Raw genomic sequence first — 11727 nt, forward strand, 5'->3', positions numbered from 1 at the left:
AGTGTTATCAGCTGATTTAGCATGATGACTTCCCCCCTTTCTGCTTTGAGGTCTCCAAATACGCAACTAATTCGCTGCGTTTGTAGAGTACCCGCTTATCCGACGAATTCAACGCCGTGATGCGACCTTCTCGGCGCAACTTGTTTAAAGTTGGCTTGGAGAGATGGATAAAATCCAGCGCTTGCTGGGTGGTAAGGTATTCGACCTCTCCACGTTTTTGCCCTTTGCCTACGGCATCAAGCATGAGGGTGATTTTTTCGTCAAAGATGCTGTCTAACATTCCACGCAACTGCGGGACGGTTAACAGGACCATTGACGTTTCGGAAAAGGGTAGATTTCCCATGGCACTATAGGGTTTAAGTATAGGCCAAAATAAAGACCGCGTTAAAGCGGCGGTAAGTAGTCTTTAATGAAAATTTTACTCTGCTTTCCCATGCTGTACCGCACCTCGTAATGCAAAAGGGAATTCCAACGCACTTATATCCACATTTGGTATTAATGTTAAAATGTAGTCAAGAGCATCAGCCTTATTATCCCTAGAATATATAAAATAATTGGGCCGATTAGATAGCGAAGATTTTATATATAGCTCGACTGTTCTAGAACCCAAACCCGTTTTTTCCACGATGTATTCCCTCTGAGTGTCACTTGCAGCCTCCTGGCTGAGAGGAGGCGCTAAACCGGATTTAATGAGGATAAGATAAGCCAGGGTTTTAACCTTGCCCGTAACCCGAGTAGTACCACTTCCTTTTTTCTTCGCATTTAGTAATTGAGTCTTTACCTGTTTGCTTTCTTTACTGAGCCAGTCAAGACAAAATTGCAGCAGGTCGTAGCTGATTTCCCATGCGTCAACTAGCCCACGTTGAACATCGGCTTGGTCTTGGCAGACTTGCCAAGCATTTTCCGCGATTGCTTTCTTGCCGCTCATGTTCTGGGAAGCGTAAATCTTTTCGTCTAGGTCTGCCTGTTCAGCTTCCAGAATGGGGCGTAGGTAAGCAGCAAATTTGTACTGTGTGGAACTGTCAAGCCGGGCGTAATGAAAATTGAGTAATTGCCGACAATAGGTTTTGGAAGGGTTGACCATTCCAGTGTGGTATTCATAGTCCCCTCCACGTAACAGCCGTTGGAGGAGCATAGAATCCCATACTTCCGCCTTAGCGGGCGTGTTCTTCCCCTTCTTATCACGCACCATATACAGTGGAAAAGCCAAAGGATTATCTAGTTCCCCGACCGGCCGCGGCAGAACTCGCCTTTGATAACCACTACTCCCTACTTCCAACTTTGCCTCTGGCACCGAGTCGTCACTTACCCAAACTTTAGCTGATTCTTGAATAAAGACAAAAGGGTGTTTACAGCGACTGGCCATATTTTGCTTGCTTTATCTTACCTGACTTTACCACGAACAGCCAATCTACGACAAGACTATGTGAAGAGCACGGTCCCACTTACGGTCCCAATCATAAAAAAACCCTCTCTGCACATTGCAGAGAGGGTTTTTGGTGATCCCGCTGGGATTCGAACCCAGGACCCGTACATTAAAAGTGTACTGCTCTACCAGCTGAGCTACAGAATCGGTACCTTTACCTTGGAAGGGCGTTTCCTTCTTTGGTGGTACAAAAGTACTATAGCCCTCGGAACTACACAACCCTGACTTTAAAAAAAAGTCACCCTCATTGCTGTGCGCATCCTTTTCTTCTTTCTAATCTTCCTGCCTATCTGTGCCTTGAGTGCAAATTCGCCGGCAAAAAAAAATTTAGCAAGTAACCTTTCCAGTGCGCCTGCAGACCTGCGGCGAGCCGATTCGCTTTTCGCAGCGGGGCAATACGAGGCTTCTTTTCCTGATTTTCGGCAGCAAGTGTGGCAGCAGCGGCGCGTTTCGCCGGAGCTGCTGCTGAAAATGGCTTATGCGCAGCAGCAACTCGGGCACTATCCGGCGGCACTGCTCTACCTGAGCATGGCCCAGGCGCGGCAGCCGCGGGTGCGCACGTGGCGGCAGCTGGTGGCCCTGGCCACCCAGCACCGGCTGGTGGGCTACCCTGCTACCTGGCAGCAGGAGCTGCGGGTGCAGGCGCAGCGGTATTTCTATCCGGGCTTGCAGGCGTTGCTAGCGGGCGCGGTGGTGGGCGCAATGGCCCTGCTGTGGCGGCGGAGCCCGCGCGGGGCCTGGGTGGGCTATGCGGCATACGTCGCGTTGCTTGGAGCTTACCTGCACTTTCTGCGGCCGACGCCGACAGGACTGGTGGCCCGCTCCGGGGCGGCGCTAATGGATGGGCCGGGAGCCAGCGCGGCCTGGCTGAGCACGGCGGCTATGGGCGACCGGCTGCCCGTGCTGGGCCGCCAGGATATCTGGTACCGGGTGCAGTGGCAGCAGCGCGTGGCATTTGTGCGGGCCGCCGATTTGCTGGTGGTGGAGTAAGCGGAGTGGTGGGTAGCGAATTGGTGGATTTCTTTTTTACTCCACCACTTCCCTAACCGGCCTATTTTTGCGGCTATGTCTGCTACCCTTTCCCTCACCGGCCTTTTTCTGTACCCTGTAAAATCCCTCGGTGGGTATGCTGTGGATGAAGCCGAGGTGACCACCCGCGGCCTGCGCCACGACCGCCGCTGGCTGCTGGTGGATGAGCGCAACCGCTTCATGACGCAGCGGCAGCAGCCCGAACTGGCCCTGCTGACCGTGGCCCCGGCCTACAATGGCTTCCTGATTTCGCACCGCCAGCGGCCTGATTTGCTGCCGTTATTCACTCCATTTGAGGCCACGCCTGACCGGACCTTGTTCGTGACCGTGTGGGACGATATTCTGTGGGCCTGGCGCGGCACGCCCGAGGCCGACGAATGGCTGGGCGAGGCGCTGGGCCGCCCCTGCCGGCTGGTGTACATGTCGGACATGGTGCGGCGTGACGTGGAGCCGGAATTAAACCCCGAAGGCAAGCTGGTGAGCTTCGCTGATGGTTATCCCTACCTGCTGGCCGGCGAGGCCGCGCTGGCCGACCTGAACACCCGCCTGGCCGAGTCGGTGCCGATGAACCGGTTTCGGCCCAACCTGGTGTTTGGCGGCGGCGAGGCGTATGAGGATGATGCCTGGGAGCAGTTTCAGATTGGCGAGGTGCCGTTTCGGGCGGTGCGGGGCTGCGGGCGGTGCGTACTCACGACCATAGACCAAGCTACCGCCATCAAAAGCCCGGTGGGCGACCCGCTGCGCACGCTGGCTACTTACCGGAAGGCCGAGAACAGCACGTTGTTTGGCCAAAATGTGACCGGACCGAAACAGGGCCACCTGCGCGTGGGCGATGCCGTGACGGTACTCAGCCGGAAATAATGCTGCTGGGGTTCACTGGCTGAATATTTTGCAACTCCTGTTCCGACTAGTGCGTTGGAAGAAAGCCGGGCCTGCTGCCCGGCTTTTTTTATGGAACTGGAGTATCTGCTGAATTTTCTGGCCCGCCTGGCGGCCAACAATACCACGGCCTGGATGGCTGAACATCGGCCCGACTACCAGCGCGCCCGCGCCGCCTGCACCGAGCTGGTGCGTCAGGTACTAACCCGCGTTGCCGCCGTTGACCCTGATTTGGCCAATCTCACTACTACGGATGTGATGTTTCGCCTCCACAAAAATGACCGGGCACACCGCGACCCCGAGCCTTATAAGCGCCGCATGGGCGCGGGCCTGAAGCGTGGGGGCCGTCACGCGCCCCGGGCGGGCTATTTCCTGGCCATTCAGCCGGAGGGGCGCAGCTGGCTGGGGGCGGGCACTTTCCACCCTACTCCGGAACTGCTGGCGGCCATCCGGCAGGAAATCCACTACAGCGGCGACGAGTTTCACCGGCTGCGGCAGGCGCCGGAGCTGCTGCGCTACTTCCCGGATGGTATCGACACCACCGGTCCGCAGTTGACGCGGCCGCCGCGCGGCTATGCGGCCACCGACTCGGATGTGGCTTGGCTGCGGCTGAAGACGTTTGGGGTAGGCCGTTTTTACTCCGACGCGGAAGTGCTGGCTCCGGGCTTTGTGGACGAGGTGGTGGCGGGCATTGCGGCGGCCCGGCCGCTGGTTGATTTTTTCAACGCGGCTATTCCGGAGCCGGCTTAGGGCTTTGGGTTTGCTTCACGCCAAAGCGCCCCGCTCTCCATAGTGGAGGGCGGGGCGCTTTAATTTAGTTGGCTTGGTTCAGGACTTAGAACAGGCCAAACAGCGTATTGTCAATCTTCTCGATGATGGTGCCCAGGTCCTCCGGGTTGCGCACGTAGTCGAGTTCGTTCACGTCCACGATAAGAGAGCGGCCGGCATCGTAGGTGCTAATCCATTTCTCGTAGTGCTCGTTGAGGTTTTTGAGGTACTCGATGCTGATGGTGTTCTCGTAGTCGCGGCCGCGCTTCTCAATCTGGCCGATGAGTTTGGGCAGGTCGGCGCGGAGGTAGAGCAGCAGGTCGGGCGGGGCCACGAGGTCTACCATCGACTCGAACAGGGCGTAGTAGTTGTTGTAGTCGCGGGTTTCGAGCAGGCCCGATTGGTGCAGGTTGGCCGCGAAGATGTGGGCATCTTCGTAGATGGTGCGGTCCTGAATGATGCCACGCCCGGCTTTTTGCAGCTCCTTGATGTGCTGCGTCTGGCGGAAGCGGCCATTGAGGAAATACACCTGCAGGTGAAAGGCCCAGCGGGGCATGTCGTGGTAAAAATCCTTGAGGTAAGGATTGTCGTCCACATCTTCCAGAAATACTTCCCAGCGGAAGTGCTGGGCCAACTTATGGGCCAGCGTGGTTTTACCGGCCCCAATGTTGCCGACGATGGCAATGTGCATGCGCTACGAACGAAAAAGACGAGAGAAAAGCAGAACCCCAAAGGTAGCAGCGCGGCCCGCATTGGCTCCATTATTTGGGGCCGATATTATGTAGTATGTTTGATATACAATACTCTCCATCTGCCATGCTAACCGCCGAAGCCGTTCATCTGACCACGCTGGCCGACAGCTACGGGGCACCGTTGGCCGAATATTATTTTTTTCCGGACAATGCGCTGCTCTACATCCGCTGGCACGGCCAGCTCACCGCCGCCGAGGTAATTCGGGGGGTGCTGGAAGGGACGCGCCTGCTGGAAGAGCACCGTTTTGAGCGGGTGCTCAACGACAAGCGCGACACCGGTGGCGACTGGAGCGAGGCCCTGCCCTGGCTCGAATACGAATGGCTGCCCAAGGCCGTGGCGGCCGGCCTGCGGGCCATTGCCTACATCCTATCGCCCAGCCTGGATGCCCAGATTGTGAGCCAGGAATTCGTGGAAGCGGTGCGGGGTCAAATTCAGATTTCGCTGTTTACCAACGAAGAAGACGCCCAGGAGTGGCTCGAAACGAAGTAGTTAAAACCTGTCATTCCGACGTAGGAGGAATCTGAGTTAATCCGTTCAAACGGTTTCTCCCAGATTCCTCCTGCGTCGGAATGACAGGTTTGCGTTAGTCAAGCTTTTCCTTCACCTGCCGCGCGCCGCGCAGGGTGTGAAACTCACCCTGGAAGGAGCGAATGCGGATGCGCTCTTCGAGCGGCAGGGTGGTGCGCACCTGTTCGTAGCGCTGGTTGAGGCGGGCCAGAACCTGGCCGGCGGCGTCCCACTGCGCGTAGGTCCAGGCGCGGCGCTCGTCGCGGGTGGTAGCGATGAACCGCTCGTAGAGGTTGGGGAGCTGGTCGGCGCTGGCCTGGGCCAGGTTCACATCGGTTTGCAGCAGGTGCTGCTGCACGGGGTCGGAGGAATTATTGGTGGCGCGGGTGGCGGTTTGGCGGGCCTGGCTGCGGGCGGAGGTGGATTGGCGGGAGCCGGTGAGTTCGCCGCGCCGCAGCAGCTCGGCCTGGGAGGTGGCTTGGGCGTGGCCGGCGAAGGGCAAGCCGGCGAGGAACAGAATGAATGCAGATTTCATAGTCGGGAAGAAGAAAAAACGGAGGTTTGCGGGGTTAAACGCAAGGAATGGGCCAACCGTATCAGAGTGGGCGGCCCGGTTTCGGTTTTTTCGCCGCAATTTCGTGTTTTACCGCTTATGACTTCTGACGCCCCTACCGCGCCGCCGCGCATTGAGCCTGCTACGCTCAACGACATTCCGACCATTATTCAGCTGGCTGAGGCTACTTGGGAGCCGACCTACCGCTTCATCATTTCGGAGGAGCAGCTGGAATATATGTACCGGGTGATATACTCGCCGGCTGCCCTGAAGCGGCAGATGGAGGAGCAGCACCACGTATTCCTGATTGCGCAGATTGATGGCGAGCCGGCCGGCTTCGCCTCCTTCGGCCCGCTGCCGGCCGAGGACGGCAATGGTACCGGCTACAAGCTGCATAAGATTTACGTGCTGCCCACGCGGCAAGGCCAGGGCTTGGGCGTGCACCTCATTGAGGCGGTGGAAAACGCGGCCCGCACCGCCGGCGGCCAGTTTCTGGACCTGAACGTGAACCGCTACAACCCCGCCATTGCCTTCTACGAGCGGCGCGGCTTCGTGCGCCAGAGCGAGGTAGACGTGCCGATTGGGCCGTATTTCATGAACGATTATATCATGCGCAAGGCGCTTTGAATGGTTGAGTTTTGAGGGTTGAATGTTGAGTTATTTTCAGCACCAAAACTCAACATTCAACCCTCAAAACTCAACCATTCCCAAACTCAACATTCAACCCTTAAAACTCAACCCTCCCAAAATGGCCACCAAACTCACCGTCCTTTCCAATGGCTCCCTCCGCGTAGAGGGCGAAGACATCGAACTCGTGGATGCCCAGGGCCAGCCCTACGGCCTCGGCGGCCGCGAGCGCATCAGCATCTGCCGCTGCGGCCTTTCCAAGCAGAAGCCCTTCTGCGACGGTTCGCACAAAGGCCACTTCGAGCACGCCGCCGTGGCGTTCGATTTGCCCGCACCCAAGCCGGCTGTATAAGCTGATTCTCTTAATGAAAAAGCCCGCTGACCATTTGGCCAGCGGGCTTTTTTAGCTTTAGACGAATCAGGCTTTACTCCACCACCAGGCGCTGGGAGAACTGACCGCAACGCACCACGTAGGTACCGGCGGGCAGGCCGCGCAGGTCCAGTTCAACATCCGAAGCGGCCGGGGCGGGGTAGCGGCGCACGGCGCGGCCCAGCGCATCGATGAGCAGCAGGGGCTGGCGCGCCGCGCCGGCGGGCAAGCGCAGCGTGGCCGTGCCGTGGGCCGGGTTGGGGAAGAGCTGCGCGGCCGGCGTCGCGGTGGCTGCTTTGGTGGCTAGTAGGGCATTGGAGTCGTAGATGCCGACGTGGGCCAGGTGTTTGCTACCGTCGCCAGTAGTCGTAAAATCTCCACCCGCATAGAGTTTGCCATTGGCACCAAGAGCCAGCGCCCATACAACATCGTTGGTGCCGGTTCCCAAACCGCTCCACGTGGCACCGTTCCATTTGGCTACCCGGCTGGCAGGTACGCCACCGGCTTGGCTGAATTGAGTACCGCCAACATATACCTCCCCTATGCCTGTCACGACTAGGCTTAAGACGGGACTGCCCACCCCATTTGCGGCTCCCGTACCTAAAATACTCCAATTGCTACCGTTCCAGCGGGCTACGCTGTTGGCTGAAATGCTACCAGCGTTGCTTAACGTTCCGCCCACATACAAGTCGCCAGTCGCCGCTATGGCCATACTAAACACGCTGGCCCCAACGCCATTGGTTACGCCTGTACCCGTGCCTAAGGCACTCCAACCAGTACCGTTCCAGCGGGCTATGTAACGGGTTGTGATGCTACCGGCGTGGGTAAAATCCCCGCCGGCATATACGTCTCCGTTGGCAGCGAGGGCCAGTGCCGATACGTAGCTGTCCAGCCCGGTTCCCAAGCTGTTCCAGCCGGTACCATTCCAGCAAGCTACACGGTTGGCGCTGGCTCCACCGGCCTGCGTGAAGCCACCACCCGCGTATACGCCGCCGTTGCTGGCAATGGCCAGCGCATAAACGTAGCTATTGACCCCGTTGGCAGGGCCGGAACCCAAAGAATTCCAGGTTCCGTTACTCCAGCGTGCTACGTTGTTGGCCGGAGTGCTGCCGGCTTGGGTGAAGTTGCCGCCGACGTACACATCCCCATTGGCAGCCACGGCCAGCGCATTCACCCAGCTCGGATAGATGCCCGTTGAAGTGCCGGTGCCCAGCGCCGCCCAGGCCGTGCCATTCCAGCGGGCTATGTTGTTTGCCGACACGCCGCCGGCCTGCGTGAATTTTCCTCCCGCGTAGACATCGCCATTTGCGGCCACGGCCAGGGCATACACCGAGCCGTTTATCCCATTGGCAATGCCGCTGCCAAGCGCCCAGGGGCTCCACGCCGAGCCATTCCAGCGAGCGAGCCGATTGGCGGAAGTGCCTCCGGCCAGCGTGAAATTACCCCCCACAAATACTTCGCCGGCAGCATCAACGGCTAAGCCCGCAACATACCCATCCGCAAAGCTGCTTCCCACCGCGCTCCACGCCGTGCCGTTCCAACGGGCCACTTGGTTGGCCGAAACGCCGCCAGCCGGCGTGAAGCTGCTGCTCACGTACAAGTCGCCGGTGCTGGCCACCACCAGTGCCCCCACTGTGGCGTTGGCACCATTGACACCACCCGTGCCCAGGGGGCTCCAAACAGTACCGTTCCAGCGGGCTATTCTGTTGACCGAAACACCACCGGCTTGGCTGAAAATTCCGCCCGCATACAGGTCCCCGTTGCCAGCCACAGCCAAAGAGCCAACGGCGCTATTTGTGCCATTGGTCCCTCCTGAAGCCAGCAAGCTCCACGTTGTGCCATTCCATTTGGCCACATTATTGGCAGATGCGCCTCCGGCCAGCATGAACTGACCGCCCGCATAGACATCTCCGTTGGCCGCTACGGCCAGGGCCAGCACATAGCTGGCGGCCCCGTTGGGGATACCCAGTCCTAATGCGCTCCAGGCAGTGCCGTTCCAACAGGCCACGTTTGCGGCTGCCACGCCGCCGGCTTGGGCGAAGTTGCCGCCCGCGTACACATTCCCATTGTCAGCTATAGCCAGCGCGCTCACTTCATAGCCGCTGCCAGCACTCACCCCGTTGGCCGTCCCGGTGCCCAGGCTGCTCCAAGCCGTGCCATTCCACCTGGCCACATGGTTAGCCGCTACCCCGCCCGCCTGCGAAAACCGTCCGGCCACGAATACATCGCCATTACTCGCCACCGCCAGCGCGTGCACATAGATATCAAATACCCCGTTGCCAGGAATACCAGCGCCCAGAGCACTCCAGGAAGTGCCATCCCACTTAGCTACCCGGTTGGCCGATATGGTGCCAACTACCGTGAAAGCACCGCCGATGTAAATGTTGTTGCCAGCCCGTACCACCACCTGTACTTGACTATCGGCTCCATTCGGCAACCCAAACCCGTTCTGCCACCGCTCATCGCCCGTCCCGGCCACGCCGGCTGGCCGGAACACCGGCCGTCCGTCCGGCGCGGTCTGCATCCGAAAGGCGCGGGCATCAAACGAGCCATTGGCTCCAGCTTTTAATGTCCCGTCGGGGTTGAGGGCTTCGGCCAGGGGGCGGCCGGGAGCGAGCGGCGGGGTAGCCGCGCGGGCCGGACCGCACAAGTTTAGTAACAGGAGAAGCGAAAGCAGCGCGGGCAGTAGATTTTTCTTCATCGGTAGCGAGAAATGGAAAGGAGTTAAAGTAAACGGGGAAGATACACCACCCAGTGGAGCAGCACCGTGCCGGCCGGTGCACTTAGTGCTGTGGCTGCAAGCGGTAGCACAGCTCATCGTCCGGTAAGTCGGCTGACTTGCGGAAGCCAAGCCTTTCGAGCAGGCGGATGGCCGGGCCGTTCGGCCGGGTGGTGATGGTGGTGATGCGGGCCAGCTGCATGTCGCGCCGGCCGAATTCGATGGCCAGCCGCATGGCCTCGGCCATCAGGCCCCGGCCCCGGAAGGCGGGTTTCAGCACGCAGCCCAGTTCCCCGGTCCCGTCCGCAAAGCCCCGGTAAAAGCCCAGCGTGCCCACCACTTCATTGGTCGCGACGCTCACAATGGCCCAGTGAATGGAGGAGCCGTTGCGGTAGTCGGCGTTTATCTTTTCCTGCATTTCGGCCGCTTCCGGCGCGTTTTGAGCCGGCCGGGCATTGTAGAAAGAGATTTCGAGCAGGCTGCTACTATCCGCTGGCACCACCTGACGCAGCCGCACGGTGGCCGAGGCCAGCACCGGGAAAACGGGGTAAGGAGGCAGGTTCATGGCAGTTTATTGAGGTCAATTGCTTAAAGCAAACGCTCCTACCCCACGCCCGGCCGCACGCTACCGCCCAGCATCAGCCACAGGTTCTGGCGCACGATGTCGCCCATCGAGTCGCAAGGGTCGAAAGCGTCGGTGTGGTGGTAGCGGTTGAGTTCGGCCTTAAGCTGGGCCACTTTTTCGGGCGGGGCCAGCTCGTGGCGGCGCATGGCCTCCAGCAGGTCGCGCAGGCGGTGGCGCTCGGCGCGGGCGCGGCGGGCCATCAGGGCACGCTCCTCGGTCTGGTACTGCCGGATGGCCTCGGGCTTGAGGTGGCGGGCGCACATGGCCACCACGGCGGCATTATCTTTGAAAAACTGGGGCAGGTACATGCTGCGGCGGCCCTCGTAGCTCTGCTGGTCAAAGTCGATGGCCTTCACCCGGTACTGCTCGTTCTCGAAGTCGGGCGTCACGGCAATGACGTAGTTGTAGGCCCGCATATCGCCCAGCAGCCGCACGAAGCAGCGCTCGTTAAACTTCACAAACTCCTTGGCCAGCCGCACCTGGTTGAGGTGGGGCAAACTCAGGTGTTTTCGAATAAAATCATCGCCCGGAATGCCCACAATGTGTTCCTCAATCAGCGTGTCGCCGCTCACCAGGAAGTTCATCGAGTTGGGCGAGAGCAGGTGCTCCAGTTCCAGCCCATACAGGCGCGAAGCATCAGCCTGCTTCACATAAAAGTAGTCGTAGTTGTCGTTGAGCTGGTTCACGATGCGCACCCGAAACGGCCGCGAGTTGCCAAACTCGCAGTAGTCAATCCGGTCGGCCACGAGGTGCTGGGAGAACGACAGGTCGCCGGCCGTTTTCAGCAGCGCGTACACCTCCGTCAGGCCCTGTCCCAGCTCGCGCAAGGTCTGCGGCTCGAAGAATACAGTTTGCCAGAGCGTGTCCTTGCTCGCCCGGTCCAGCAGCGGAAACGAGCCCGTGAACTGCCGCAAGTCGGCATACGTCACGGGCAGCTGGGTTTCGCGGTCGTAGGCGCGCAGGTACTGGCGCAGGGCCGGCGTGATGGGGTACGGCGGCTTTTTGCGGGAGATGTCCATGGGGGGCAGGTTGGTAGTAGAGGGAAAACCAGAACGTCATGCTGAGCGCAGCCGAAGCCTCTCTACCGCAGGAGTAACCCTTTTGATTGGATTAGTTGCGCGGTAGAGAGGCTTCGGCTGCGCTCAGCATGACGTTCTTTTGATTTGGGCAGTCTTAGTCCCTACCCTGCCAGCTCGCTCACCAGCTCCACGTACTGCTGGCGGGCGGCTTCCTGGCTGGTGCCTTTCAGGCTGTTCCAGGCATCGAACTTGGCAATGGCTTTGAAGTCGAAGCCGCCGGGGCGGTCGCCGGTTACATCGCCTTCGGTGGCCTGCTTGTAGAGGGCGTAGAGCTGGAGCAGAATCATGTTGGAGGGCTTGCTGGGCAGCTGCTGGGCGCGCTGGCTGGCGGCGTCGAATTCTTCTTGCGTGGTGGTCATAAAAGGGAGAAATGCAGTGGGTTTAACCGGGAT

The 11727-nt window shown here is 59.5% G+C and carries 14 protein-coding genes and 1 tRNA gene; 6 read left to right on the plus strand and 9 right to left on the minus strand.

Features of this window, described 5'->3' with window-relative positions:
- Nucleotides 1-16: 16 nt before the first annotated feature.
- The 3 genes from AAFH49_RS01500 to AAFH49_RS01510 form a co-directional block, all read right to left on the minus strand.
- Nucleotides 17-343, minus strand: a complete 327-nt coding sequence (locus AAFH49_RS01500) for a helix-turn-helix domain-containing protein (protein ID WP_342295453.1) — start codon at nt 341-343, stop codon at nt 17-19.
- Between the two features lie 75 nt (nt 344-418).
- Nucleotides 419-1366: a hypothetical protein gene (locus tag AAFH49_RS01505; RefSeq protein ID WP_342295455.1), complete on the minus strand. Its 948-nt coding sequence runs from the start codon at nt 1364-1366 to the stop codon at nt 419-421.
- 131 nt (nt 1367-1497) lie between these two features.
- Nucleotides 1498-1573 (minus strand) — tRNA-Lys (locus AAFH49_RS01510).
- Nucleotides 1574-1855: 282 nt separating this feature from the next.
- Here AAFH49_RS01510 and AAFH49_RS01515 point away from each other — a divergent pair.
- The 3 genes from AAFH49_RS01515 to AAFH49_RS01525 all read left to right on the plus strand — a co-directional run bounded on the left by AAFH49_RS01515 (nt 1856) and on the right by AAFH49_RS01525 (nt 4084).
- Nucleotides 1856-2416, plus strand: coding sequence for a hypothetical protein (locus tag AAFH49_RS01515; RefSeq protein WP_342295457.1), 561 nt, complete (start codon nt 1856-1858; stop codon nt 2414-2416).
- Nucleotides 2417-2491: 75 nt separating this feature from the next.
- On the plus strand, nt 2492-3316 hold the full coding sequence (locus tag AAFH49_RS01520) for an MOSC domain-containing protein (RefSeq protein WP_342295459.1): 825 nt from the start codon (nt 2492-2494) through the stop codon (nt 3314-3316).
- A gap of 90 nt (nt 3317-3406) precedes the next feature.
- The gene (locus AAFH49_RS01525; RefSeq protein WP_342295461.1) at nt 3407-4084 is read left to right on the plus strand and encodes a DUF2461 domain-containing protein; all 678 of its coding nucleotides are present in this window, start codon (nt 3407-3409) and stop codon (nt 4082-4084) included.
- 85 nt (nt 4085-4169) lie between these two features.
- Here AAFH49_RS01525 and AAFH49_RS01530 read toward each other — a convergent pair whose 3' ends face one another.
- Complete coding sequence (locus AAFH49_RS01530; protein WP_342295463.1) at nt 4170-4793, minus strand: deoxynucleoside kinase; 624 nt, start codon at nt 4791-4793, stop codon at nt 4170-4172.
- 125 nt (nt 4794-4918) lie between these two features.
- Here AAFH49_RS01530 and AAFH49_RS01535 point away from each other — a divergent pair, with 125 nt between their 5' ends.
- Nucleotides 4919-5344 (plus strand): STAS/SEC14 domain-containing protein, encoded by a 426-nt coding sequence (locus AAFH49_RS01535; RefSeq protein ID WP_342295465.1) that lies wholly within the window; start codon nt 4919-4921, stop codon nt 5342-5344.
- 94 nt (nt 5345-5438) lie between these two features.
- Here the strand turns inward: AAFH49_RS01535 and AAFH49_RS01540 are convergent, their stop codons facing one another.
- The gene (locus AAFH49_RS01540; RefSeq protein WP_342295467.1) at nt 5439-5897 is read right to left on the minus strand and encodes a hypothetical protein; all 459 of its coding nucleotides are present in this window, start codon (nt 5895-5897) and stop codon (nt 5439-5441) included.
- Nucleotides 5898-6014: 117 nt separating this feature from the next.
- On the opposite strand from AAFH49_RS01540, the gene AAFH49_RS01545 reads away from it, so the two are divergent.
- The gene (locus AAFH49_RS01545) at nt 6015-6542 is read left to right on the plus strand and encodes a GNAT family N-acetyltransferase (RefSeq protein WP_342295468.1); all 528 of its coding nucleotides are present in this window, start codon (nt 6015-6017) and stop codon (nt 6540-6542) included.
- Nucleotides 6543-6663: 121 nt separating this feature from the next.
- Nucleotides 6664-6894, plus strand: coding sequence for a CDGSH iron-sulfur domain-containing protein (locus tag AAFH49_RS01550; protein ID WP_342295471.1), 231 nt, complete (start codon nt 6664-6666; stop codon nt 6892-6894).
- 73 nt (nt 6895-6967) lie between these two features.
- Here AAFH49_RS01550 and AAFH49_RS01555 read toward each other — a convergent pair whose 3' ends face one another.
- From AAFH49_RS01555 to AAFH49_RS01570, 4 genes are all read right to left on the minus strand, one after another.
- A complete protein-coding gene (locus tag AAFH49_RS01555; protein ID WP_342295472.1) occupies nt 6968-9613 on the minus strand; it encodes a hypothetical protein in 2646 nt (881 codons plus the stop codon).
- An 82-nt stretch (nt 9614-9695) separates the two neighbouring features.
- Nucleotides 9696-10196, minus strand: coding sequence for a GNAT family N-acetyltransferase (locus AAFH49_RS01560; protein ID WP_342295473.1), 501 nt, complete (start codon nt 10194-10196; stop codon nt 9696-9698).
- A 38-nt stretch (nt 10197-10234) separates the two neighbouring features.
- Nucleotides 10235-11275 (minus strand): hypothetical protein, encoded by a 1041-nt coding sequence (locus AAFH49_RS01565; RefSeq protein WP_342295474.1) that lies wholly within the window; start codon nt 11273-11275, stop codon nt 10235-10237.
- Nucleotides 11276-11436: 161 nt separating this feature from the next.
- The gene (locus AAFH49_RS01570; RefSeq protein ID WP_342295475.1) at nt 11437-11694 is read right to left on the minus strand and encodes an acyl-CoA-binding protein; all 258 of its coding nucleotides are present in this window, start codon (nt 11692-11694) and stop codon (nt 11437-11439) included.
- Nucleotides 11695-11727: the final 33 nt, after the last annotated feature.

This window comes from Hymenobacter segetis, from assembly GCF_038448715.1.
GTDB lineage: Bacteria > Bacteroidota > Bacteroidia > Cytophagales > Hymenobacteraceae > Hymenobacter > Hymenobacter segetis.